Source organism: Solirubrobacter pauli, from assembly GCF_003633755.1.
GTDB lineage: Bacteria > Actinomycetota > Thermoleophilia > Solirubrobacterales > Solirubrobacteraceae > Solirubrobacter > Solirubrobacter pauli.
In genome coordinates this window covers 3,484,882-3,508,696 of sequence record NZ_RBIL01000001.1, presented here as the reverse complement: position 1 = coordinate 3,508,696, position 23,815 = coordinate 3,484,882, and the positions used below count along the sequence as shown (strand labels likewise).

General features: G+C 72.6%; 23 protein-coding genes. 17 read left to right on the top strand and 6 right to left on the bottom strand.

Annotated features, from left to right (window positions below; genetic code table 11):
• Nucleotides 1–23 precede the first annotated feature (23 nt).
• The 8 genes from C8N24_RS16375 to C8N24_RS16345 all read left to right on the top strand — a co-directional run bounded on the left by C8N24_RS16375 (nucleotide 24) and on the right by C8N24_RS16345 (nucleotide 8,577).
• Nucleotides 24–1,355, top strand: coding sequence for an HD-GYP domain-containing protein (locus tag C8N24_RS16375; protein WP_147447834.1), 1,332 nt, complete (start codon nucleotides 24–26; stop codon nucleotides 1,353–1,355).
• Between the two features lie 188 nt (nucleotides 1,356–1,543).
• On the top strand, nucleotides 1,544–1,975 hold the full coding sequence (locus C8N24_RS16370) for a VOC family protein (protein ID WP_121251561.1): 432 nt from the start codon (nucleotides 1,544–1,546) through the stop codon (nucleotides 1,973–1,975).
• A gap of 26 nt (nucleotides 1,976–2,001) precedes the next feature.
• A complete protein-coding gene (locus tag C8N24_RS16365; protein ID WP_121251559.1) occupies nucleotides 2,002–4,032 on the top strand; it encodes a putative bifunctional diguanylate cyclase/phosphodiesterase in 2,031 nt (676 codons plus the stop codon).
• Complete coding sequence (locus tag C8N24_RS16360) at nucleotides 4,029–4,301, top strand: hypothetical protein (protein WP_121251557.1); 273 nt, start codon at nucleotides 4,029–4,031, stop codon at nucleotides 4,299–4,301. Before C8N24_RS16365 ends, C8N24_RS16360 begins: the two co-directional genes overlap by 4 nt.
• A 76-nt stretch (nucleotides 4,302–4,377) precedes the next feature.
• Entirely contained in the window at nucleotides 4,378–4,623 is a 246-nt protein-coding gene (locus C8N24_RS16355) for a hypothetical protein (RefSeq protein WP_121251555.1), read from the top strand.
• Nucleotides 4,624–4,731: 108 nt separating this feature from the next.
• Nucleotides 4,732–7,065, top strand: a complete 2,334-nt coding sequence (locus C8N24_RS16350; RefSeq protein WP_147447833.1) for an ATP-binding protein — start codon at nucleotides 4,732–4,734, stop codon at nucleotides 7,063–7,065.
• Complete coding sequence (locus C8N24_RS34020) at nucleotides 7,062–7,439, top strand: hypothetical protein (RefSeq protein WP_170179134.1); 378 nt, start codon at nucleotides 7,062–7,064, stop codon at nucleotides 7,437–7,439. The genes C8N24_RS16350 and C8N24_RS34020 overlap by 4 nt, the downstream gene beginning before the upstream one ends.
• Entirely contained in the window at nucleotides 7,426–8,577 is a 1,152-nt protein-coding gene (locus C8N24_RS16345; protein WP_121251551.1) for a patatin-like phospholipase family protein, read from the top strand. The genes C8N24_RS34020 and C8N24_RS16345 overlap by 14 nt, the downstream gene beginning before the upstream one ends.
• On the opposite strand, the gene C8N24_RS16340 is transcribed toward C8N24_RS16345, so the two are convergent.
• Genes C8N24_RS16340 through C8N24_RS16325 form a run of 4 tightly spaced genes read right to left on the bottom strand, consistent with a single transcriptional unit; the run spans nucleotide 8,542 to nucleotide 12,065 of the window.
• A complete protein-coding gene (locus tag C8N24_RS16340) occupies nucleotides 8,542–9,741 on the bottom strand; it encodes an ArnT family glycosyltransferase (RefSeq protein ID WP_121251549.1) in 1,200 nt (399 codons plus the stop codon). The two genes, C8N24_RS16345 and C8N24_RS16340, sit on opposite strands and share 36 nt — an antisense overlap.
• Nucleotides 9,717–11,396, bottom strand: a complete 1,680-nt coding sequence (locus tag C8N24_RS16335) for a methyltransferase domain-containing protein (protein ID WP_121251547.1) — start codon at nucleotides 11,394–11,396, stop codon at nucleotides 9,717–9,719. The genes C8N24_RS16340 and C8N24_RS16335 overlap by 25 nt, the downstream gene beginning before the upstream one ends.
• Before the next feature lie 20 nt (nucleotides 11,397–11,416).
• On the bottom strand, nucleotides 11,417–11,812 hold the full coding sequence (locus C8N24_RS16330; RefSeq protein ID WP_121251545.1) for an amino acid-binding protein: 396 nt from the start codon (nucleotides 11,810–11,812) through the stop codon (nucleotides 11,417–11,419).
• Between the two features lie 16 nt (nucleotides 11,813–11,828).
• Nucleotides 11,829–12,065, bottom strand: a complete 237-nt coding sequence (locus tag C8N24_RS16325) for a hypothetical protein (protein ID WP_121251543.1) — start codon at nucleotides 12,063–12,065, stop codon at nucleotides 11,829–11,831.
• A 148-nt stretch (nucleotides 12,066–12,213) separates the two neighbouring features.
• On the opposite strand from C8N24_RS16325, the gene larB reads away from it, so the two are divergent.
• From larB to larE, 3 genes are read left to right on the top strand one after another with little or no spacing between them, the layout of a single operon-like run.
• Complete coding sequence (gene larB / locus C8N24_RS16320) at nucleotides 12,214–12,882, top strand: nickel pincer cofactor biosynthesis protein LarB (RefSeq protein WP_121251541.1); 669 nt, start codon at nucleotides 12,214–12,216, stop codon at nucleotides 12,880–12,882.
• Entirely contained in the window at nucleotides 12,879–14,018 is a 1,140-nt protein-coding gene (gene larC, locus C8N24_RS16315; protein WP_121251539.1) for a nickel pincer cofactor biosynthesis protein LarC, read from the top strand. Before larB ends, larC begins: the two co-directional genes overlap by 4 nt.
• Nucleotides 14,005–14,829 carry an ATP-dependent sacrificial sulfur transferase LarE gene (larE, locus tag C8N24_RS16310; protein ID WP_121251537.1) on the top strand — a complete coding sequence of 275 codons (825 nt, stop codon included), beginning with the start codon at nucleotides 14,005–14,007 and terminating at the stop codon, nucleotides 14,827–14,829. The genes larC and larE overlap by 14 nt, the downstream gene beginning before the upstream one ends.
• Here larE and C8N24_RS16305 read toward each other — a convergent pair.
• The gene (locus tag C8N24_RS16305) at nucleotides 14,792–15,382 is read right to left on the bottom strand and encodes a TetR/AcrR family transcriptional regulator (RefSeq protein ID WP_121251535.1); all 591 of its coding nucleotides are present in this window, start codon (nucleotides 15,380–15,382) and stop codon (nucleotides 14,792–14,794) included. The two genes, larE and C8N24_RS16305, sit on opposite strands and share 38 nt — an antisense overlap.
• Nucleotides 15,383–15,414: 32 nt before the next feature.
• Here C8N24_RS16305 and C8N24_RS16300 point away from each other — a divergent pair, with 32 nt between their 5' ends.
• The 5 genes from C8N24_RS16300 to C8N24_RS16280 are packed head-to-tail and all read left to right on the top strand — an operon-like array spanning nucleotide 15,415 to nucleotide 22,279.
• Entirely contained in the window at nucleotides 15,415–17,643 is a 2,229-nt protein-coding gene (locus C8N24_RS16300) for an SDR family oxidoreductase (RefSeq protein ID WP_121251533.1), read from the top strand.
• Nucleotides 17,644–17,647: 4 nt separating this feature from the next.
• Nucleotides 17,648–18,790 (top strand): zinc-dependent alcohol dehydrogenase, encoded by a 1,143-nt coding sequence (locus tag C8N24_RS16295; RefSeq protein ID WP_121251531.1) that lies wholly within the window; start codon nucleotides 17,648–17,650, stop codon nucleotides 18,788–18,790.
• Between the two features lie 17 nt (nucleotides 18,791–18,807).
• On the top strand, nucleotides 18,808–20,421 hold the full coding sequence (gene larAH / locus C8N24_RS16290) for an NPN-dependent hydroxyacid isomerase, LarAH14/15/16 family (protein WP_121251529.1): 1,614 nt from the start codon (nucleotides 18,808–18,810) through the stop codon (nucleotides 20,419–20,421).
• Nucleotides 20,418–21,182, top strand: a complete 765-nt coding sequence (locus tag C8N24_RS16285; RefSeq protein WP_121251527.1) for a lysophospholipid acyltransferase family protein — start codon at nucleotides 20,418–20,420, stop codon at nucleotides 21,180–21,182. The genes larAH and C8N24_RS16285 overlap by 4 nt, the downstream gene beginning before the upstream one ends.
• 11 nt (nucleotides 21,183–21,193) lie before the next feature.
• On the top strand, nucleotides 21,194–22,279 hold the full coding sequence (locus C8N24_RS16280; protein WP_121251524.1) for an ATP-dependent DNA ligase: 1,086 nt from the start codon (nucleotides 21,194–21,196) through the stop codon (nucleotides 22,277–22,279).
• A gap of 6 nt (nucleotides 22,280–22,285) precedes the next feature.
• Here C8N24_RS16280 and C8N24_RS16275 read toward each other — a convergent pair whose 3' ends face one another.
• Nucleotides 22,286–22,939 (bottom strand): GntR family transcriptional regulator, encoded by a 654-nt coding sequence (locus C8N24_RS16275; RefSeq protein WP_121251522.1) that lies wholly within the window; start codon nucleotides 22,937–22,939, stop codon nucleotides 22,286–22,288.
• A gap of 112 nt (nucleotides 22,940–23,051) precedes the next feature.
• Here C8N24_RS16275 and C8N24_RS16270 point away from each other — a divergent pair, with 112 nt between their 5' ends.
• A complete protein-coding gene (locus tag C8N24_RS16270; RefSeq protein WP_121251520.1) occupies nucleotides 23,052–23,765 on the top strand; it encodes an alpha/beta fold hydrolase in 714 nt (237 codons plus the stop codon).
• Nucleotides 23,766–23,815 lie beyond the last annotated feature (50 nt).

The following is a 23,815-nucleotide window of genomic DNA, read 5'->3' as shown; positions in this document are numbered from 1 at the left end:
GGACGGCTTAGTCTTGACGACCGATGTCGACCCGATCGACATTGCTGTTCGTCGTCGAAGCCGCCGTACTGGCGGCTTCGATCGCCGTGGCCGCACTCACCTCGACCAGCGCCCAGTGGGACCCGCCGGCGCTCGTCGCAGTCATCCTCGGACTCGCGCTCACGAGCGACCTGTTCGCGGTCCGCCACCACGGGCAGCGCATCAGCGGCTCGTTCCTCGCGCTCGTGCTGGCGATGGCGCTGCTCGGCCCCGCGCCGGCCGCCGCGATCGGCGTCACGAGCGTCCTGCTCGACCAGCTGCGCTCCCGCACCCCCGGCCCGCTGCTGCTGGCGAACCTGGCGACGTTCGCGAGCTTCCCGCTGGTCGGCGGGCTGATCATCGACGCCGCCGACATCAGCGAGATGTCCGCCGCCTTCCCGCTGCTCGTGATCGGCGTCTTCCTGCTCACGAACCTCATGAACTTCCTCATGATCGGCGGCCACCACGCGTTCGCCACGCGCGTCTCGCTCGCGGGCGAGTTCCGCAAGATCTTCATCCCGGTCCTGCCGAGCGAGGTGCTGAGCGCGGCGCTGTGCGCGCTCGTCGCCGCGTTCTACGTGCGCACCGGCGTGGCCGCGATCGCGCTGATGCTGCTCGTGCTGCTCGTGTTCCAGTACCTGCTGCGCGAGCTGCTGCTCTCGCGCGAGCGGGCGGAGCGGCTGGCCGCGCTGCAGCTCGGCGTGCTCGTGTCGATGATCGAGACGCTCGCGCTGCGCGACCGGATGACGGCACGCCACAGCGCCGCGGTCGCCCGCTACGCCCGCGCCCTGGCCGAGGCGCTCGGCTGGAGCGAGGACGAGCAGGAGCTCGTGCACACCGCCGCCCTGCTGCACGACATCGGCAAGTTCGCGTTCCCGGACTCGATCCTGCTCGCCGACGCGCGGCTCACCGACGAGCAGTGGGAGGCCGTCAAGCGCCACCCGGAGGATGGGGCGAACATCGTCCGGCGGATCGACGGCTACGGCCCGGTCGCCGAGATCGTGCACGCGCACCACGAGCGCTGGGACGGCCGCGGCTACCCGCGTGCGCTCGCGGGCGAGGAGATCCCGGTCGGCGCCCGGCTGCTCGCCGTCGCCGACACCTACGACGTGATCACCGCCCGCGACTCCTACCGCAAGCCGATCTCTCCCACCGACGCCGTCGCGGAGCTGCGGCGCGTCTCCGGCCACCAGCTCGACCCGACCGTGGTCGAGGTCTTCATCAGCCTGCTCACCGCCGGTGAGCTGCGCTTCGCCCACGGCGACGACGCCGACTTCGAGGCCGAGTTGGCGTTCGGCCGCCGCGTGCACGCGCACGCCCTCCCCCGTACGGGGTAGTTGTGATTTGTAGGGCTACAGAAGTCGTGCTGTGTGACCGATGAACGGAGCACAGCGCGACTCCAAGTCGCAAAATCCCTGCAAAACACGCCCTCGGCGGGCGTCGATCACCGTTGTCAGGAGGACACGTCATGGGCTTCAAGTTCTAATCGCCCCCTTCGGTCAGCCGCGCGTGATGTGATCACGCGATGCTCTCCAAGCTCGTCGGGATCAACCACGTGGCGCTCGAAGTCGACAGCATCGACGCGGCGCTCGAGTTCTACGGCCGGTTCTTCGAGCTCCATCTGCGCGGTGTCGCCCCGGGCATGGCGTTCATCGACCTGGGAGACCAGTTCCTCGCGCTCTCCGAAGGGCGCGAGCAAGGGCCCGACCACGGCCGCCACTTCGGGCTCGTGGTCGACGACAAAGACGCGGTGCGGGCCGCCCTCGAGGCGGCCGACGTCGCGATCGAGCCGGGTTCGCGGCTGGACTTCCGCGACCCGTGGGGCAACCGGGTCGAGGTCGTCGACTACCGGGACATCCAGTTCACGAAGACGCCGGCGGTGCTCGCCGGCATGGGCCTCGACCTCGACAAGCGCGACGAGGCCCTCGCGCAATTGCGCGATAAAGGGCTGCTCTAGCCGGATAGGCTCTCGGCGAGCCGTAGATGGATGCCGACGAGTACGAGGCCGGGGGGACGGATTCCAGCGAGCTGGAACGGCTGCTCTTCGGCGAGAAGGCGCTGCGGGCCGTGCTCGAGGGCCTGCCGGACGCCACCGTGGCGACTGGCCGCGACGGACGGATCGTGTTCGTCAACGCGCACGCCGAGACGCTGTTCGGGTACGACCCGGGCGAGCTGGTCGGGCGGCCGGTCCAGGTCCTCTGGCCGGAGGCGGTGCGGGCGCGCTACACGCGCAACATGGAGCTGTACTTCGCGACCGAGCACCCGCTGCGGTTCACGATCCGCGCCGACGGCCTGCGCCGCGACGGCAGCGAGTTCGTGGGCGAGATGAGCTGGGGCATCGTCGAGACCGAGGCGGGGCCGCTCCTGCTCGCGATCGGGCGCGACATGACGACCTACCGCGAGGCGATGGCGCGGCTGCAGCGCCAGTCGCGCCAGCAGGCGGCGATCGCGGCGCTGGGCGGGCGCGCGCTGTCCGGCGCCGACGTCGGCGACCTCGCCGTGGAGGCGGTCGACCGCATGCGCGAGACGCTCGCGCTCGAGTACGTCGTCGTGCGGCGCGGTGACGAGGTGCTCGCCGGCTGGGGCGGCGACAGCGAGGACCTGACGACGTTCGAGATCGCGTCGGGCGACGAGGTCTTCGGCGAGATCTGCGTGGAGGGCGACCTCGGGCTCGACGAGGAGAGCTTCCTGCGCGCGATGGCGAACGTGCTCGCGACCGCGTTCGGGCGCCTGCGCGGGGACGAGCGGATGCGCCACGAGGCGCTGCACGACCCGCTGACCGGGCTCGCGAACCGGGCGCTGTGCCGGGAGCGGCTCATCCACGCGCTCGCGCGCACGAGCCGCGACGACGGCGCCGCGTGCGTGCTGTTCATCGACCTCGACGACTTCAAGGCCGTCAACGACCTCTACGGCCACGCGGCGGGGGACGCGCTGCTGATCGCGCTGGCACGCCGGCTCGTGGCGACGGTCCGCCCGGCCGACACGGTCGCGCGGCTCGGCGGCGACGAGTTCGTGGTCGTCTGCGAGGACATCGACGAGCACACGGCGATCGCGCTCGGCCACCGCCTGACCGAGGCGCTGCACGAGCCGCTGGACGTCGACGGCATCGAGCATCGCCTCTCCGCCTCGATCGGCATCGCGCTGGGGGCGGCCGGCCGCCAGGACCCGGACGCGCTGCTGGCGGACGCCGACGCCGCCGCCTACCGCGCCAAGGCCGAGGGCCGCGGCCGCGTCGAGGTGTTCGACACGCGCTTGCGCCGGCACGCGCGCGAGCGCCTGCGCACGGCGGCCGCGCTCGAGCGCGCGCTCTCGCTCGGCCAGCTGCGGCTCGCCTTCCAGCCGATCGTGGCGCTGGCCGACCGCACGGTGATCGGGCACGAGGCGCTGCTGCGGTGGGACTCGCCGGGCGGCGTGATGAGCGCCCCGGCGGACTTCATCGGCGTCGCGGAGGAGAGCGCGCTGATCGTCGAGATCGGCGCCTGGACGCTGATGCAGGCCTGCCGGGAGAGCGCATCGGCGTTCGGGCGCGCCGAGGACGGCCCGGCGGTGTGGGTCAACCTCTCGCCGCGCCAGCTCGCGCAGCCCGACCTGCCCACCGTGGTCGCCGACGCCCTCGACGCGAGCGGCCTGCCGCCCGGCCGGCTGCGGCTGGAGCTGCAGGAGCGCGTGCTCCAGGGCGCGCCGAAGACGGCTCGTGCCAACGTGGCCGCGTTGCGCGAGCTGGGCGTCGGGCTCGTGCTGGACGACTTCGGCACGGGCTACTCCTCGCTGCGCGACCTCCCCGTGCGCGCCGTCAAGATCGACCGCTCGTTCGTCGCCGCGCTCGGCACGTCCCCCGGCGACGCCGCGATCGTCGCGGCGATCGTGTCGCTCGCCTCCGCCCTCGGCATCGCCGCCGTCGCCGAGGGCGTGGAGGACGAGGAGCAGGCCGCGCAGCTGCTCGCGCTCGGATGCCCGTACGCCCAGGGGTACCTGTTCGGCGCACCCGGTCCGCGGATAACCTCCGAGCCGTGACCACCTTCGAAGAGCTCGACGCGCTGTCCTCCCGTGAGCTGCACGACCGCGCCGTCAAGCGCGCCGAGCACCATCTCGATGTGAAGTTCTTCTGGCGGCTGCTGTCCGAGACCCCGGCCGCCGAAGCCGCCGAGGGCGACGCCGAGCAGGGCCAGGAAGAGGTCGCGCACTGGAGCCGCCAGGTCCTGGACGTCCTGCGCCATGACGAGGAGGCCATGGACGCGCGCCGCCCGATCTACATCGACTACCTGCTCCGACATTCGGAATAGCGCGCATTAGCCCGGCCGGGGGGTTGTGGCCGTTGGCGCGTTGACGCGCCCCACCGCCACCCGGGAGGCTGCGCGCGTGGATCTGATTCGTGAGCAGCCGAACACCGATCACGCCCACCGCTTCGACGGGGAGCCGATGGTGCAGAGCTTCCGCGTCGGCGACCTGGGCTACGTGTGGATCACCACCGCGGAGGCCATGACGGTCCCCGGCTTCGGCATCCCGTGGGTGACCGGGCAGCTGGCGCGCTACGACGCCGACGAGCTGCGCACGGCGCTGGCGGGCGGCCTGCGCCTGCGCGCCGAGGCGCTGGTCCTGGCGTAGTCTTCGACGGGCGCGCGGCCTGCGCCGCGTGTCCGCGCCCGGAACGCGGCGGTCGTGAGAGCGGCCGCCGCGCTCGGCGACCGCGCCGGGTTCTACGATCGCGGGTCGATGGATCCGGTACTTCGCACCCTCCTGCTGGAGCGGCTCGGCGCGAGCGACCTCGACGACGAGGCCAAGCGCGTGATCGAGGTGGCCGCCGACAGCGCCGCGCCCGCGCCGACGACGAACACCTCGCCGCCGGTGTGGCTGAAGGAGGTCACGGTCGAGGGGTTCCGGGGGATCGGGCGGCCGGCGACGCTCAAGCTCGACCCGTCGCCCGGGCTCACGGTCGTGGTGGGCCGCAACGGCAGCGGCAAGTCGTCGTTCGCCGAAGGGCTGGAGCTGCTGATGACCGGCGCGCTCAAGCGCTGGGAGAAGCGTCCGAAGGCGTGGAGCGAGACGTGGCAGTGCCTGCACCACACCGCGCCGACGACGATCGCCGCGCAGCTGCAGCTCGAGGGCGGCGAGGTCGTCACGCTGGACCAGCAATGGCCGCACGGCGCGCCGTACGGGGACGCCAGCGGGCGCGCGCAACCGGCCGCCACGCTCGCGCAGCACGGCTGGGACCGCGACCTGCCGAGCTTCCGGCCGTTCCTCGCGTACGCGGAGCTGGCGACGATGTTCGACACGCTGAGCTCGCTGTACGACGCGCTCACGCCCGTGCTCGGCCTCGGCGACCTGGACGCGCTCGCCGCGCAGCTCGCGCAGACGCGCCTGCAGCTCGACGGGCAGCGCAAAGCGGTCACAGCCGAGCGCGACCAGCTGCTCGCCCGGCTCGACCCCGAGGACGACCGCTCCGCGCTGGTGGGGTCCGCGATCGGCGGCCGCAAGCCCGACCTCGCGCAGCTGGAAGGGCTGCTGGAGGAGACCCCGAGCTACACCGAGGACCTGACGCTGCTGCGCCGGCTGGCTGCGCTCGCGCTCCCCTCGGACACCGACATCCGCGACGCGTTCCAGGACCTCAAGGGCGCCGAGCGCGCGCACGCCGACGCGAGCGCCACCGACGCGGCGCGCGCCACGAACCTGGCCGCTCTGCTGCGCCAGGCGCTCGCGTTCAAGGACCCGCAGCGCCTCACCGACGACTGCCCGGTGTGCAAGACCCCCGACGTGCTCGACGAGGCGTGGGTCGCCGCCGCCCAGGAGGAGGCCGCGCAGCTCGAAGAGGAGGCGCAGGCGCTCACGCGCGCGAACGCGCAGCTGGCCGTCGCGCGCCGGCGCGTGGAGTCGCTGCTGGACGGCAACGCGCTCGCCGCGCCGCACGCCGCCCGGCATCTCGGGCTGGTCGACGAGGAGCTCGAGCTCGCGCGCGCGAGCGAGGAGGAGCTGAAGGCCTCGACGGCCGCGTTGCGCGACCTCACCCAGCGCGCCGCGACCGAGCTCGAGCGCAAGGGCGCCGCCTGGCAGGAGCTGGCCGGCCAGCTGCGCGGCTGGCTCGGGCGCGCGAAGGACGTGGAGACCGCGGCGGCCACGCTGAAGGCGATCAAGGACGCCGAGAAGTGGCTCAAGGGCGCCACCGACGAGCTGCGACGCGAGCGCTTCGCCCCGATCTCCCAGTCCGCGATCGCCAACTGGCAGGAGCTGCGCCAGGGCAGCTCGGTCGACCTGCACGAGATCACGCTCAAGAAGGTCGGCAAGGGCGGCCGCGCGGACTTCGACGTGCGCGCCGACGACACCGAGGCCAACGCGCTCGGCGTGATGTCCCAGGGCGAGCTGCTCGCGCTCTCCGTGTCGGTCTTCCTCCCGCGCGCGGCGCTCGAGGAGTCCCCCTTCCGCTTCGCCGTGATCGACGACCCGGTGCAGGCGATGGACCCCGCGAAGGTCGACGGCCTGGCCAAGGTGCTGCACCGCGCCGCCCGCACGCGCCAGATCATCGTCTTCACGCACGACGACCGTCTGCCGGAGGCGATCCGGCGGCTGCGGCTGGACGCGACGATGCTGCACGTCGACCGCCGCGCGCAGTCGTCGGTGGACGTGCAGGTCTCGCGCAGCCCGGTCCAGCGCTACCTCGACGGCGCGCGCGGCTACGCCAAGCCGGACCGGCTGCCGGTCGAGGTGCAGGCGCGCGTGGTGCCGATGTTCTGCCGCAGCGCGGTCGAGGCGGCCGCGGCGAACATCGTCCGCCGCCGCGCCGCCCAGCACGGCACGGACCTCACCGAGGCCGACGAGCAGATCGCCGAGGCGCGGTCGCTGCGCGAGACGCTCGCGCTGGTGCTGTTCGGCGACGCCGGCCGCCACGGCGAGGTCGGCGCCGAGATCAAGCGCCGCTACGGCGACCGCCCGGCCGCGCTGATCGCCGCGCTCAACCGCGGCGCGCACGGCAACGTGCTCGAGCGCGAGACGCTCGCCCACCTCCCGGACAGCACGCGCAGCTTCATCCGCGACCTGGAGACGACCGCCAAGTGAGCGAGCGCCTGACCGTCTCGAAGGTGCTCGACGAGGCGCAGCGTCAGCTCGACGAGTTCGACCCGAGCACGTCCGGCGCGTGGCCGCACGCCGCCGCGGCGCTGATCCGCCAGTCGCTCGAGCGCACGCTCGACGTGTTCTGGAACGACAAGGCGGCCGGGATGCTGGACACGAGCCTGCGCGACCGCTGGGTGTGCCTGCCGGCCTACCTCGGCGACAAGCCCGAGGCGCGCGAGGCCGACTTCGCGTGGACGGCGCTCTCGAACGCGTGCCATCACCGCGCCTACGAGGTGGGGCTCACGCAGGAGGAGCTGCGCACGCACCTCGCCACCGCGCGCTCGTTCCTGACGACGGTGGCCCGTGCCCTCGCGTAATCCGGTCGGCCTCGTCCTCGCCGGTGGCGGCGCGCGGGGCGCGTACGAGGCCGGCGTGCTGTCCGTCCTGCTTCCCGCGCTGCCGGTCAACGAGCGGCCGAACATCATCGTCGGGGCGAGCGTCGGCGCGATCAACGGCTCCTACATCGCCGCGACCGTCCCGGACGGCGGCGACCCCACGCTCGCCGCGGGCCGCGAGGTGTGGGAGCGCCTGCACTGGGGCGACGTGATGGCCACGCCCTCGCTGAAGGACCTCGAGCGCCTGGCGCGCGGCGCCGTCAACTTCACGGGCCTGCTGTCGCTCGACATCCCGTCGCTGCTGGACACGACGCCGCTCGGCCCGACCCTCGAGCGCGCGATCCCGTTCGACGCGATCGGCGAGCACGTCGACAACGGCCAGCTGATCACCGCCGCGGTGGTGACGCTGTCGGCGCGCACCGGCCGCAGCATCGTCTTCCACACCGGCGGCACGCCGGACAGCGTGCGCGACGACAAGCGCGGGATCGACTACGTGCCGGCCGCGCTCACCGAGACCCACGTGCGCGCGTCGTCGGCGATCCCCGCGCTGTTCCCGGCCGTCCGGCTCGCCGACGGGTGGCACTTCGACGGCGGCACGCGGCTGAACGCGCCGATCAAGCCGGCGCTGGCGTTCGGCGCCAAGCGGGTGATCGTGATCGGCCTGCACTCGATCCACCCCGGCCAACCGGGCGCCGACGACCGCCCGGACCTCGCCGCGGGCGCCGCGCTCGTGCTCGACGCGCTCCTCGCCGACCCGCTCGTGGAGGACCTGCAGACGCTGACCACGATCAACCGGCTCGCCGGCCCCGAGCGGCGGATCCCGTACATCTTCGTCGCGCCGCCCGAACGCGACACGATCGGCCAGATCGCCCGCGACGTCTTCCGCAAGCACTACGGCGGGCTGCTGCACGCGGCGCGCTCCCCGCAGCTCGCGTTCCTCGGCCGGCTGATCGACGCCGACGCCGACCCGCTGCACGGCGAGCTGCTCAGCTACCTGTTCTTCGCGCCCGAGTTCGCGAAGGCGCTGATCGAGCGAGGCCGCACCGACGCGCGCGCCTGGCTCGAGGAGCCGCACGACGAGGGGCTATGGGACCTGGGCCCGCTTGGTCGTGAGCGCTGAGACCGCCAGCGCGGCGAGCATGATCACGAACGGGTCGATCGCCAGCCGGTAGCGCGGCGTCTCGACCACCAGGAAGACCACGCCGAGGTACATCAGCACCGGCACGGCCCACAGCCACAGCGGCGCCTCGCGGGCGCGTCGGGTGAACGCGCCGCCGATCGCCAGCAGCGCGAACGCCCAGAAGCAGATGATCCCCGCCGCGCCCGCGCGCTTGCCGGCGCTGACCGTTCCCGCGGTGTGGATCGCCCAGTCCCAGCCGCCGAGGTCGAGCATCCGGCGCGTGGTCCAGTAGGCGACCTTCAGGGGCGAGCCGGGATGGTCCTTGATGTAGTCCAGCGACGCGCTGCGCAGCTCCTGCTCCAGCACGGCCTCGTTCGTCTCGCGGACGCGGTTGAAGATCGGCCGGTAGTCGTCGACTCGCTTGAGCGACATCCACGCGGCCGGGTTCTCCCGGTTGTTCATCGCCTCGCTGTTGTAGGTGCCGGCGAGCGCGCTTCCCAGCTGCGTGGAGACCGGCACGAAGTGGTCGAGCACGACGTAGTTGCGGATCGTCCACGGCACGATCGTCAGCGCGCAGGCGACGACCATGATCAGCGCGGGCTTGGGTCCCTTCCAGACCGCCCACGCGAGCGGCAGCAGCAGGATCAGCGCGTTGGCCCGGCCGAGCACCGCGAGCCCCATCAGCACGCCCGCGGCGACCGGCCAGCGCTGGATCGCGCACGCGATCGCCCCCAGCAGGCAGAGCACGAACAGCGGCTCGCTCATCACGGACTGGCCGACGAGGATCAGCGGGATGTAGACCGCGCCGAGCGCCATCGCGATCAGCGCGACGCGCCGGCCCCAGACCTGGAAGGCGATCACGCCGATCAGCGCGACGATGCCGGTACCCACCAGCGCGTTGGCCAGCCGCGCCCACTCCAGCGAGGGTCCGAAGATCCAGTAGACGCCGGCGAGGAAGAGCGGATACGCGGGCGGGCGGAACGCGGTCGGGCGGCCGTAGCTGAGCGCGAAGCCGTCGCCGTTGGCGAGCGAGATCGCGTGGCGGTTGTAGTCGAGCGCGTCGTGCACGAGCCGGTAGTCCGGCGTCGCGAAGACCCACGCGACGCGGATCGCCAGCGCGGCGGCCAGGATCGCGATCGCTAGTCGTCGCGTGCTGAGAGCCATGCGGCGGGTCGGCGCAGCAGGGTCCAGCGGCGGTCCAGCCTGAACCGCGCGAGCACCCACAGCGTCTTGAACGCGTAGCGAAGGCTGGTGACCAGGTCGACGCTCGAGGCCTCGTGGAAGTAGCGCGTCGGGATCGGGATCTCGACCACACGCGCGCCGCGCGCGAGCATCTGGGCGAATATCTCCTGGTCGAACACGAAGTCGTCGGAGTTGCGCAGGAACGGCACCGAGCGCAGGAAGTCGGCGCTGAAGGCGCGATAGCCCGTGTGGTACTCGGAGAAGCGCACGCCGAACACCGCGTTCTCGATCCCGGTCAGCAGCCGGTTGCCGACCCACTTCCAGCGCGGCATCCCGCCCGCGACCGCGCGGTCGACCAGCAGCCGCGACCCGATCACGACGTCGGCGTCGCCCGCGAGGATCGGCTCGGCCATGTCGGCGACGAGGCCGGGGTCGTACTGGTTGTCGGCGTGGACCATCACGATCACGGCCGCGCCGTCGCGCAGCGCGCGGGTGTAGCCCGTCTTCTGCGACCCGCCGTAGCCGCGGTTCGCGGGGTGGCGGAGCACGTCCAGGCCGTGCAGCAGCGCGACCGTGGTTGTCTCGTCCGGGGACGCGTCGTCGATCAGCAGCGCGTGGTCGGCCGCGTCCTTGGGCATCTGCGCGACGACGTCCGGAATCGTGCGCACCGCCCGGTACGCGGGCAGCACGACGTGGATCGGCGCACGGCCGTTCGTGTGCCGCAGCAGCGGCTCCGCGGCGGGCGTGACCGGCGTGCGGTGCGCGAGGATCACGCGCTCGTCGCCGAGGCTGAGCGAGAGCTGCACCGGCGGCAGGCGATCCGCGAGCGCGGCGAGCGACTCGCCGGCCGGCAGCCGTTCGGCCAGCCCACCGACCCAGCGCTTGGCGGCGAACGTCCGCTTGAACGGCACGTCGTCGGAGATCACGAGCCCGGCGGCGCTGATCAGCTCGCGCAGCGTGCGGCGTGGAAGCAGCACCGTGTGCGCCGGCAGGTAGCCCCACCAGCGCTTCCCCGCGACCTTCGCGGTCAGCGAGGCGGGGTCGGGCGTGACGACGCACAGCACGCCGCCCGGCCGCAGCAGCGCGGCGCACTGGTCGATCGCGGCCACCGGGTCGTCGAGGTGCTCGATCACGTCGGCGAGCACGATCGCGTCGAAGGCGCCGGGCGCGTCGCCGTTCGTCGCGTGCTCGAACGCCTCCAAGGGCACTTCTCTGACATCGAGCCCGAGCGCCTCGCGCGCGTGGCGGGCGTTCGAGCGGCTCAGCTCGAGCCCGACCGTCTCGTACCCGCGCTTGCGCGCCTCGTCGAGCAGGAGCCCGTGCCCGCAGCCGACGTCGAGCAGGCGGCCGTCCGGCCGGTGCGCGGCGATCAGGTCGAGCAGCCGTTTGGCGGTCGCGCGCCGGCCCGCTTCCTCGGCGAGGTAGTCGTCGTCGCGCATCTCGCGGTACAGCGCGTGCAGCGCGGCGCCCTGCGGCAGCACCGGCTGCTGGATCGTGCCGCACTCGACGCAGCCGAGCAGGTCACCGTGCTGGCCGACCAGGTGCGCGGACGGCGAGAAATGGGCAGCGGTAACCGCGGCTCCGTTGCCGCGTACGCGCAGCTCGAGCTCGCCCGAGCAGATCCGGCACACCGCCATGCCGGCGGCAAGTTACCAGCCTAAGTGAGCGCTTCGCGTGCGTTGTAGATGTCGTCGGTGGCGATCACGACCCGGTCGCCCCCGAGCGCGGTGTACGCGAGGTCCACGTTGACGTTGCCCTCGGCCAGCGAGCGCATGACGTCGACCAGCCCACCGGGCCCGACCGGCACCACCAGCACCTCGCGCGAGTCGGCCACCTTGATCCGCGCCTGCTTGAGCGCGGCGGTGACCGCCGCGACGTCGCTCGTGTCCACCAGCGCGTGCACGAACCCGTGCTCGTCTCCGGTGAACCCCGCGAGCCCGCGCAGGTGCACCCCGGCCGTCACGGCGACCTCGGCGACCCGGGCGAGGCCGCCCGGCTCGTCACGCAGCACAACCGTGAGGTCGGTCGCGTTCACCATCGCGACCGGGATCATCCCATCTTGCGCCCGCTCATGTCGTCTGGACGAGCCTCGCGCCGCTGCGGTCCTCGCGCACCGCCCGGTACGCGTACGGATGATGAAAGACGTCCATGGCCCGCTCGCCCGGGGCCACGACGACCTCGAACGCGTCGTCGGTCTTGGAGTCGGTGACCGCCACCGTCACCCGATCGGTGACCGCGTCCCAGGACATCGTCACGGAGATGCCGTCGTTGGCGCGGTGGGCGAGCTCGTGCGTGCTGGTGGTCATGACGGGATCCTCGGCAGGTCGGGGTGTGCAGTGAATAGTCCTTCGGAGTGATTTCTCTCCCCAGGGGGCCAGCGCGTCAGTTCCCGACCTGCAACCCACCTCACGCCGGTGGGGCTGGCCGTACCCCGCGGATAACCTGCGAAGCCAGATGGACTCTTTTGCCGACCTCGGCTTCGCGCGGGTGGACACCAGCCGCGAGGCCCGTCAAGGCGCGCCCGAGGCGATCGTGGCCGAGGGCAAGACGCCCGCGGAGATCCGGGCGATCGCGCAGGCGTTGCTGGACGCCGAGGCGTCCAGCGTGCTGGTCACGCGGGCCGACGCGGAGGCGCGCGCCGCGCTGCGCGAGGTCGCGCCGGACGCGCAGGAGGACGAGCGGGCGCGGCTCGCGTGGGTGGCGCGTGACGTGCCGGAGGCGCGCGGGACCGTCGCGATCGTGTCCGGGGGCACGTCCGACCTCCCGGTCGTGCGCGAGGCGCAGGTGCGCGCCGAGCTGCTCGGCACCAACGTGGTGGTGCACGTGGACGCGGGCGTGGCCGGGCTGCACCGGCTCGAGCCCGCGCTGCCGGACCTCAAGCGCGCCGACTGCGTGGTCGTCGTGGCCGGGTGGGACGCGGCGCTGGCGTCGGTGGTCGGCGGGCTCGTCGGCGCGCCGGTGATCGCCGTGCCGACGAGCACGGGCTACGGCGCGACGTTCGGCGGCGTCTCCGCCCTGCTGGCGATGATCACGAGCTGCGCCGCGGGCGTGGCTGTGGTGAACATCGACGACGGCTTCGGCGCGGGGACGATCGCCGCGCGGATCGCGAGGCAGAGCGCATGACCCGGGTCCTGTACGTGGACTGCATCGGCGGCGTCGCGGGCGACATGCTGCTCGGGGCGCTCCTGGACGCGGGCGCGACGGTGGACCTCTCCGCGTTCGAGCTCGAGGTCGAGCGCGGCACCGCCGACCGGCACGGCATCACCGCCGTCACGACGACGGTCACCGGCGCGGCCGAGCAGCCGCACCGCGACTGGGGGACGATCCGCGAGCTGATCGCGGCCGCCGACCTGCCGGAGCGGGCGGCGGCGCGGGCACAGGAGGCGTTCAAGCGGCTCGCGATCGCCGAGGGCCGCATCCACGACATGCCGCCGGAGCGCGTGCACTTCCACGAGGTCGGCGCGATCGACGCGATCGGCGAGATCGTCGGCGTCGCGCTCGCGCTGGAGTCGCTGGGCATCGACAAGGTGCTGTGCTCGCCGCTGCCGATGGGCCGGGGGTTCGTGAAGGCCGCGCACGGCAACCTGCCGCTGCCCGCGCCCGCCACGCTCGAGCTGCTCAAGGGGGCCCCGATCCACGGGGTCGAGCTCGAGCTGGAGCTCGTCACGCCGACCGGTGCGGCGCTGGTCGCCGCGCTCGCCGAGGGCTACGGCCCGCTGCCGCGGATGACGCTCGACAAGACCGGCTACGGCGCCGGCACGCGGGACCTCAAGCCGTTTCCGAATGTGGTGCGCGCGATCATCGGCACGGAGGCGACGACCGGCACGGTGAGCCTGATCGAGGCGAACCTGGACGACCTCATCCCCGAGCTGGCGCCCGACGCCGCCGCGGCCTGCTTCGCCGCCGGCGCGCTGGACGTCTGGACCGCGCCGGTGAGCATGAAGCACGGCCGCCCCGGGTTCGTGTTCTCGGCGCTGGCCCGGCCCGAGCACCAGCGCGCCGTAGTCGAGGCCGTCCTGCGCGAGACGAGCACGCTCGGCGTCCGCGTCGCGCACCTGGACCGGGTTGAGCTGCAGCGCGACTTCCTCACCGTCGAAGTCGGCGGCGAGCCCGTGAAGATCAAGGTCGGCCGGCTGGACGGCAAGGTCGTCAACCTGGCCCCCGAGCACGCCGACTGCGAGCGCGCCGCGCGCATCACCGGCGAGCCCGTGAAGGTCGTCTGGGCGCGAGCCCTGAGCGAGGCCCATGCCCGGACCTGACACGAACTTAAACGTCCTGGCGAACTTAAACGTCCTGGAGCTTTATGTTCGCGAGCTCGGGCACGCTGTCGTCGCGTTCTCCGGCGGGGTCGACTCCTCCGTCGTCGCCGCGATCGCCCATCGGGCCCTCGGCGACAAGGCGAAGGCCGTCACCGCCGTCTCTCCCAGCGTCGCCAGCGGCGAGCTCGAAGGCGCCCAGCGCGTCGCCGCCCACATCGGCATCGAGCACGAGATCGTCCGCACGAACGAGCTCGCCCGCGAGGGCTACCGCGCCAACGGCCGGGACCGGTGCTACTTCTGCAAGTCCGAGCTCTACGACACGCTCGCAGCCCGCTACCCCGGCGTCCCGCTGCTGTCCGGGGCCAACCAGGACGACCAGGGCGACTGGCGTCCGGGCCTGAAGGCCGCCGCCGAGCACGACGTCGTCCACCCGCTGGTCAACACCAGCAAGGCCGAGGTGCGAGAGCTGGCGCGCCTGCTGGAGCTGCCGAGCGCGGAGAAGCCGGCGTCCCCGTGCCTCGCGTCCCGCATCCCCTACGGCACGGGGGTCGACCCCGAGACGCTCGCGCAGATCGACCGCGCCGAGCAGGCCGTCAAGGCGCTCGGGTTCCCGGTGATCCGCGTCCGCCACCACGGCATCCTCGGCCGGCTGGAAGTCGCCATCGAGGACCTGGACCGCGCGCTGTCAGCCGAGCCGGGGATCGTCGCCGCGATCAAGCGCGCCGGCTACAAGCACGCGGTGATCGACATCAAGCCGTTCAAGAGCGGCCGGCTCAACGTGGAGCCAGCGCGTCCCGCAACATCGCGGTGAGCGCGTCGCCGAACCGCTCGCGCGCCTCGGCCGATGTCGGGTCGCCGCCGAAGAGCCGGGCCCGGAAGCCCGCGTCGGAGAAGTAGGTGGAGACCGCCCCGTAGACGATCTGCATCAGCTCGCTGGGGTCGTGCTCGCGCAGCCGGCCGGCGGCCATCTCGCGCTCCAGGAACGCGATCGCGCGGTCCAGGAACGGGCGCATGTGCTCGGCCATCGCGCCCTCGAGCCGGCCGCCACCCTCGATCGCCTCCCGGCGCCAGATGACGACGAAGTCGGCGTGCGTGGCGAAGAACTCCATGCCCGCCCGGACGAGCGCCGCGACGCGGTCGAACCCGACCGGCGCGACCGCGACGACCTGCGACGTCATGTCCGCCCAGTCGAGCATCGCCTGCTCGATCACCGCGGCGTAGAGCCGTTCCTTGGACTTGAAGTGGTAGAGCAGCGTGGGGTGCGTCAGGCCCGCCCGCTCGGCGATGTCCTGCAGCCGCGCGGCGTAGCCGTGGAGCGCGAACTCGCCGCGAGCCGCCTCCAAGATGCGGGCCTGAGAGGGCATCTACTGACACGTTAGTAGAGAGCCTTGGTACGGTGCTCGCTCTGCCTGACGAAGACGTATTCCCCGCGACCATCCGCCAGCGGCTGGCCGGCCAGACGATTCTGCTCACGGGAGCCTCCGGCTTCCTCGGCAAGGCCGTGCTCGGCCAGATCCTGCGTGAGCTGCCGGAGACCGACGTCACCCTGCTCCTGCGCGGTGACGCGGCCAAGCGCCTCTCCGAGGAGATCCTGACCAGCGGCCCGTGCGAGGGCCTCGACGGCTCGCGGGTCAAGGCCATCAGCGGCGACCTCGGCCGCGAGGGCCTGGACGTCGGCGCGGGGATCGACGTCGTCATCCACTGCGCGGCCTCGGTCTCGTTCGAGCAGCCGCTCGACGAGGCGCTGGAGCTCAACTCCAAGGGCCCGGCGCGCCTGCTCGAGTCCGTGCGCGCCGCCGGCAGCGATCCGTACTTCATCCACGTCTCCACCGCCTACGCGGCCGGGATGCGCACCGGGCTCGTGCTCGAGAAGCCGTCCGGCACCGCGCCGACCGAGCCGTGGCTGGACCTCAACGCCGAGCTGGACGCCGCCAAGGCGTGGCGCCGGGACATCGAGGCCGAGTCGCGCCTCCCGGTCCACCAGCACCGCTTCGTCGCCGAGGCGCACCGCGCGATCGGCCCCGCCGGCGGCCCGGCGGTCGGCACGCGCGCCGAGATCCTGCGCTACGAGTGGGTCCGCGACCAGCTGACCGAGCGCGGTCGCGAGCGCGCCCGCGCGCTCGGCTGGAGCGACACCTACGGCCTCTCGAAGGCGCTCGGCGAGCGCACGCTGATCACGGCCAACCCGCGCAACCTGACGATCGTGCGCCCGGCGATCGTCGAGTCGGCGCTGCACACGCCGTACCCCGGCTGGATGGAGTCGCTGAAGGTCGCCGACCCGATCATGCTCGGCTACGGCGCCGGCATCATCCCCGGCCGCTTCGGCGCCAACCGGAGCATCCGGATCGACATCATCCCCGTCGACTTCGTCGCGAACGCGTGCCTCGCCGCCGCGGCGCACCCGCCGGAGACGCCGCGGGTGTTCAACGTCAGCACGGGCATGCGCAACCCGTTCACGATCGGCGACCTCGCCGAGATGACGACGCGCTACTTCCGCGACTTCCCGATCCCGGACGAGGACGGCCTGCCTGTCAGCGTGCCCGACTGGAAGTTCTCCTCCGGCCGCGAGATCCTGACGACGCTCGACCGCGCCACCAAGGTGCTCGAGCGCGGTCGCACGCTCGTCGACAAGCTGCCGATCCCGCGCAGCAACGACGTCGAGCTCAAGCTCCACAAGAACCAGCGCAAGCTCGACCGGCTGAAGCGGCTGAACGAGATCTACAAGCCCTACGGCGAGCTGGACTGCGTGTTCGACGACCGCAACGCCCGCGCGCTGCTGGAGTCGCTGCACCCGGACGACCAGGAGCGCTTCGGCTTCGACGTCGACGAGATCGACTGGGACCACTACCTCGGCGAGGTCCACCTGCCGGCGCTGCGCAAGATCGCCGTGCCGGCGCCTCCCGGGCCGAAGAAGACCCGCTCGGCCGGTCGTCGTCCCGCGCCCGAGGGCCCGCCCGCCCTCGCGCTCTTCGACGTCGAGGGCGTCGTGCTCGACTCGACCGTCGCGCACTTCTACGCCTGGCTGCGCACGCGCGACATGCCCGAGCTGGACAAGCTCGTGTGGACGGCCGGCGTGGCGACCAAGGTCCCGAGCTGGATCATCGAGGACCGCCGCAGCCGCACGGCCTTCAACCGCAACTTCTACAAGCTCTACAAGGACCTCCCGGCGCGCGAGCTCAAGCGCCAGGCCGAGGACGCGCTGCCGGACTTCATCCAGCCGCGGATCCAGAACGAGGCCGTGCGCCGCATCCGCGAGCACAAGCGCCGTGGCGACCGCGTGATCCTGATCACGAGCGCGCTGGACTTCCTGGTCGACCCGCTCAAGCACCTCGCCGACGAGGTCCACGCCGCGAAGCTCGTCGAGCGCGTCGGGCGCTTCACGGGTGAGCTGGAGGAGCCGCCGCTGACCGCCGACGGCCGCGCGTCGCTCGCCGCCCGCCTCGCCGCCGACCACGGCGTCGAGCTGTCGGACTGCCACGCCTACGGGGACTCACTGGCGGACCTCCCGCTGCTCGAGCTCGTCGGCCACCCGCACGCGATCAACCCGGACTTCCGGCTCTCCCGCGAGGCGCGCCGCCGTCGCTGGCCGATCGAGACGTGGGGCACGGAGAAGGCGGCGATCTAGCGGCATGCAGGCCGTCACCTACACGCCCTCGGTCGCCAGGTACGTGGCCCAGCGCGCGAAGCTGCCCGGCTCGGGCTCGCTCGCGCTCAGCGAGGTGCGCCCGCCGCGCGTGCCCGGCCCCGGCTGGGTGCCCGTGCGCCCGAAGCTGACCGGCATCTGCGGCTCGGACCTCGCGCTCGTCACGGGCAAGGCGTCGCTGCACCTCGCCACGCTCACCAGCACGCCGTTCGTCCCCGGCCACGAGATCGTGGGCGAGATCGGCGCGGGTCCGCGACGCGGCGAGCGCGTCGTCGTCCAGCCCGCGCTCGGCTGCACGGTGCGCGGCGTCACGCCGCCCTGCACCGAGTGCGCGCAGGGGCTGCCGGCGCTGTGCCGCAACGTGATCGACGGGAACCTGTCCGCCGGCCTGCAGACCGGCTTCTGCCGCGAGACCGGCGGCGGCTGGAGCGAGGGCCTGGTCGCGCACGAGTCCCAGCTGCACACGGTGCCGGACGACCTGTCCGACGAGGACGCCGTGCTCGTGGAGCCGCTCGCGTGCGCGCTGCACGCCGCGCGCCAGGCGGACGTCCAGCCGGGCGAGACGATCTGCATCATCGGCGCGGGCACGATCGGGCTGCTGACGCTGGCCGCCGTCCGCGAGGCGGCGCCGAGCGCGACGATCATCGTCGTCGCCAAGCATGCGGGCCAGCAGACCGCGGCGCGCCGCTTCGGCGCCGACGACGTCCTCACGCCCGAGAACCTCTACATCGACGCCGCCCGGATCACGCATTCCCGCAGATTGGTCGGTCATCTGAACCGCGAGCTGTTGCTTGGCGGCTTCGACCGTGTACTTGATTGCGTGGGGACGGGGACGAGCATCGAGCAGGCGATCACGATCACGCGGCCGCGTGGGCGTGTGGTGCTCGTCGGCATGCCGGGTGAGCTGAAGGTCGACCTGGCCGCCGCGTGGCTGCGCGAGCTCGAGCTGCGCGGCGCCTACGGCTACGAGCATGACTTCCCCGCCGCGTTGAACTTCGCTCGTACGTTGAAGCCGGGTCGGTTGATCGACCGCGGTTGGCCGTTGCGCAGCTTCCAGAAGGCTCTGGAGACCGCGCCCAAATCCGCACGCGCCGGGCGCGTCAAGACCGTCTTCGAGATCGCCGCATGAGCATTGCCCCGACCCGCATGATCGAGCGCACCAAGCGCCGCCATCCCGCCGCCGAGCGCGAGGCGTGCGTCGTCGAGGTGCACGAGCACTCGCCGCCGACGCTGTTCCACTCCGGCGAGCAGTTCCGGCTCGAGCGCCTGCCGGTGGGCTCGCGCATCGTCTACCCGCCGCCGCCGCTGAAGGGCCTGATCGACGTCGACGCCGCGATCTGCGCGGCGCTGGACTCGCCCCTGGGCATGGACCCGCTCGACGCGCTGCTGCGCCCGGGCATGAAGCTCACGATCGCGTTCGACGACATCTCGCTGCCGCTGCCGCCGATGAAGACGCCGGACATCCGCGGGCGGATCATCGAGCACGTGCTCGAGCGCGCCTACCGGGCGGGCGTCGAGGACATCCACATGATCGCGGCGCTCGCGCTGCACCGGCGGATGACCGCGGCCGAGCTCAAGCGGGCCGTCGGCGCGCGCGTGTTCGACGAGTTCTATCCCGACCGGCTCTACAACCACGACGCCGAGGATCCCGACGGGATCGTCTCGCTGGGCGAGACGCGCCACGGCGAGATGGTCGAGCTGTCCAAGCGCGCGGCCGAGTCGGACCTGCTGGTCTACGTGAACATCAACATCGTCTCGATGGACGGTGGCCACAAGTCGGTCGCGGTCGGCCTGGGCACGTACAACAGCGTCAAGGCGCACCACAACGTGCACACGATGCGCCACTCGAAGTCCTTCATGGACCCGGCGAAGTCGGAGATGCACCACTCGACGGCGCGCCAGGGCGACATCGTCGAGGCGGCGGTGCCGATCTTCCACATCGAGACGTCGCTCAACAACGACATGTTCGACGGGCCGTTGGGCTTCCTGGCCAAGCCGGAAGCCCGCTGGACGGCGCGCGAGCAGACGACGTTCGCGGGCCTCAAGCGCACGACGGACCGGATGAACCCCAAGCTGCGCCGGGCGCTGTTCCACAAGTCCACGGCGCCGTACGCGATCACGGGCGTGCAGGCGGGCGCGGTCGGCCCCGTGCACGAGGTGACGCTGGAGCACGTCGCGGCCCAGCAGGCGGTCGCGGTGCGCGGCCAGGCGGACATCGTCACCGCCGGCCTGCCGTACGTGGGCCCGTACAACGTCGACTCGATCCTGAACCCGATCCTCGTGATGTGCATGGGGCTCGGGTACTTCTTCAACCTCTACCAGGGCGTCCCGCTCGTGCGCGAGGGCGGCGTGATGATCTTCACGCACCCGGTCACGCGCGAGTTCCACCCCGTCCACCACCCCTCGTACGTCGACTTCTACGAGGAGGTGCTGGCGACGACGACCGACCCGATCGAGATCGAGCGCCGCTTCGAGAAGAGCTACGCCGAGGACGAGTGGTACCGCCACCTGTACCGGACGAGCCACGCGTACCACGGCGTGCACCCGTTCTACATGTGGTACTGGGGCGCGCACGGCCTCCAGCACCTCGGCGACGTGATCTTCGTCGGCGGCGACGCCGAGGCCTGCCGCCGGCTCGGCTTCCGCCGCGCCGACACGATGCGCGACGCGCTCGAGATGGCCGAGCAGGTCGTGGGCCGCGATCCGTCGCTGACCCACTTCCACTGCCCGCCGCTGTTCTACGCGCAGGTTGAAGCGTGAAGTTCGCGTCCGGTGGGCGCCGACTGGAGAAGCTCGCCGGCTCGAACAAGGCCGGCAGCCGCGCGCCGAGCGCGCCGTCGAAGTGGAGCACGCTGCGGGCGGGCAAGGACCCGTGGGGCGAGCGCGGCGTCGAGGACCAGGCGTGGCTGCGTGAGCCCCGCCCGGCGCTGATCCGCGAGCTCGCGCAGCAGGCGCTGCTGTTCCCCGCCACGCGCGCCGTCGCGATGCCGACGATCATCGGCGCCGAGGACCTCGTCCACGCGCCGCAGCCGGCGATCCTCGCTCCCAATCACGAGAGCGACATCGACACGCCGCTCGTGCTGCTCGCGCTGCCGCACGCCTGGCGCAGCCGCACCGTGGTCGGCGCCGCCTCCGACCGCTTCTACCGCAAGCGCGGGTACGCGCTCGCGTCCGGCTTCTGGATCAACACGTTCCCGTTCGACCGCGGCGGCGGCCAGCGGCGCGGCCTCGCCGCCGCGGCGGCGCACCTGCGCAGCGGCCGGAACGTGATGCTGTTCCCGCAGGGCACCCGCGGCGCAGGCCCCGAGGGCTACCGCGCGGGTGTCGCCGAGCTCGCGCTCACCGCCGGCGTCCCGATCATCCCGATCCACATCGAGGGCACCGCGCTCGTCATGCCCAAGGGCCGCGGGCTGAACCGGCGCGGCAAGACGAAGGTCACCTTCGCGCGCCCGCTGCAGCCGCGCCCGGGCGAGACGCCCGACCAGCTCACCGCGCGCATCCAAGACGCGATCGAGCACTGAGGGCGCGAGGCATCGACCTCCCGCTGACACCACCCGTCGCGCCGATGCTCGCCAAGCCGGCGGCGAGCATCCCCGCCGGGCAGTTCTACGAGCCCAAGTGGGACGGGTTCCGCTCGATCGTCTTCCGCGACGGTGACGAGGTGGAGATCGGCAGCCGCAAGGAGCGGCCGATGACGCGGTACTTCCCGGAGGTCGTGGAGGCGGTGCGGGCGAGCTTCCCGGCGCGGGCCGTGATCGACGGCGAGATCGTGATCGCCGGCGACGGCGGCTTGGACTTCTGGGCGCTGCAGCAGCGCATCCACCCGGCCGCGAGCCGGGTGACGCGGCTGGCCGCCGAGACGCCCGCGAGCTTCGTCGCGTTCGACCTGCTCGCGCTCGGTGACGACGACCTGACCGGGCTGCCGTTCGAGCGGCGGCGCGCGCTGCTCGAGGAGGCGCTGCGCGACGCCGAGCCGCCCGTGCACGTCACCCCGATCACGCGCGACGAGGCGACCGCCGCCGCCTGGTTCGAGCGCTTCGAGGGCGCCGGGCTCGACGGGCTGATCGCGAAGCGGCCCGACCTCACCTACCAGCCGGACAAGCGCGTGATGACGAAGATCAAGCACGTGCGCACCGCGGACTGCGTGCTCGCCGGGTACCGCACGCACAAGGCCGATCCCGAGGCGATCGGGTCCCTGCTGCTCGGGCTCTACGTCGACGAGGCGGCGCCGGCTTCGCAGTGGCAGGGCGAGACCGGCCGGCTGGCCTCGGTCGGCGTGATCGGCGCGTTCCCGATGGCCCGCCGCCGGGAGCTCTACGCCGAGCTGCAGCCGCTCGTGGTCGACTTCTCCGAGCACCCCTGGCACTGGGCGGCGGAGCTGACGCAGGGTCCCGAGGGCGGGAGCCGCTGGAACCCGAAGAAGGACCTGACGTTCACGCCGCTGCGCCCGGAACGGGTGGTCGAGGTCCGCTACGACTACCTGGAGGGCGCGCGCTTCCGGCACCCGCCGCAGTTCGTGCGCTGGCGGCCGGACCGCGACCCGCGCACGTGCGGCTACGCGCAGCTGGACCGTCCGGTCTCGTTCGCGCTCGCCGACGTGCTCGCCGGCCGGGCCTGAAGCCGCTCAGCCCTCGTCGACGGCGAGGCTGTGGAACGTGTCGAAGGCCACCGCGGCCGCCCCGGCGGCGTCGCCGGCCGCGCACAGGCGGATCAGCTCGTCGTGGCGCTCGATCGACGCCTGCCCGCTGCGCGTCGAGAACCGCAGGCGCTCGGCGCGGCGCAGCACCGGCGTGAACTGGTCCAGCACCGCGATCAGCGCGCGGTTCGCGGCGACCCTGACGGGCACGCCGTGCAGGTCGTCGTCGGCGCGCAACGCGGCCTCGAGATCGCCGTCGGCGACGGCCTGGGCGAACCGCCGGTTGGCGTCGCGCATCGCGTCGAGATGCGTGTCCGTGAGGCCGCCCACCGCCTCGCGCACCGCCACCTCGTGCATCGCGGCCACGACGTCGCGCGCGTCCCGCACCGCACGCCGGTCCACCGAGCTGACCGCGGTCGAGCGGCCGGGCTGGACGACGACGAGCCCGGCCTCCGACAGCCGCAGCAGCGCCTCGCGCACCGGGGTGCGGCTCACGCCCAGCCACGCGGCGAGATCGGCGTCGCGCAGCTGCTCGCCCGGGGCGAGCGTGCCGTCGACGATCGCGTTGCGCAGCCGCCCGTAGACGTCGTCGCGGAGCAGCTTGCGCTCGATCACCGGCGAGTCGTCGGAGGGAATCGGCATGCGACGAGCTTGGCACGTGGACATCGACCAACTTGACGATCTCACATTGTCATGCAATATATTGCATTCCGCATACCGCAGGTGTCCACCACCCCAGGAGGTCGAGTTCTCCATGCCCGCCACGATCGTGCTCATCCACGGCGCCTTCGCCGAGTCCGCCAGCTGGAACGACGTGATCCCCGCGCTCAAGCGCGAGGGCCACACCGTCATCTCGGTCGCGAACCCGCTGCGCGGCCTGCAGGCCGACGCCGCCTACGTCCGCAGCATCATCGACAGCATCGACGGGCCGGTCGTCGTCGCGGGGCACTCGTACGGCGGCTCGGTCATGACCGAGGCGGCCGAAGGCGCCGCGAACGTGAAAGCGCTCGTCTACATCTCCAGCTTCAACCTGGACGTCGGCGAGAGCACGGCCGAGCTCGCCGGCAAGTTCCCCGGCGCGCAGCTCGGCGAGGCGCTCAACCCGGTCCCGTTCCCGCTGCCCGACGGCACGACCGGCACGGACCTGTACATCCAGCAGGAGCGCTACCACGACGTCTTCATCGCGGACGTGGAGCCGGAGCTCGCCGCGCTGCTCGCCACCACGCAGCGCCCGATCGCCGCCACCGCGCTCGAGGACCGCGCCACCAAGGCGACCTGGAAGACGATTCCCTCCTGGACGCTGATCGCCCGCCAGGACCTCGCCGTCCCGCCGGATTCGATGCGGTTCATGGCCGAGCGCGCCGGTTCGACCACCGTCGAGGTCGACGCCTCCCACGGCGTGACCGTGTCCCAGCCGGTCGCCGTCGCCCAGCTGATCAACGACGCCGCGCGCGCGACCACGGCCTGATCACCGCGCCCCGCCGCCGGCCGCGCAGCCACGGCCGGCGGCAAGCGCGT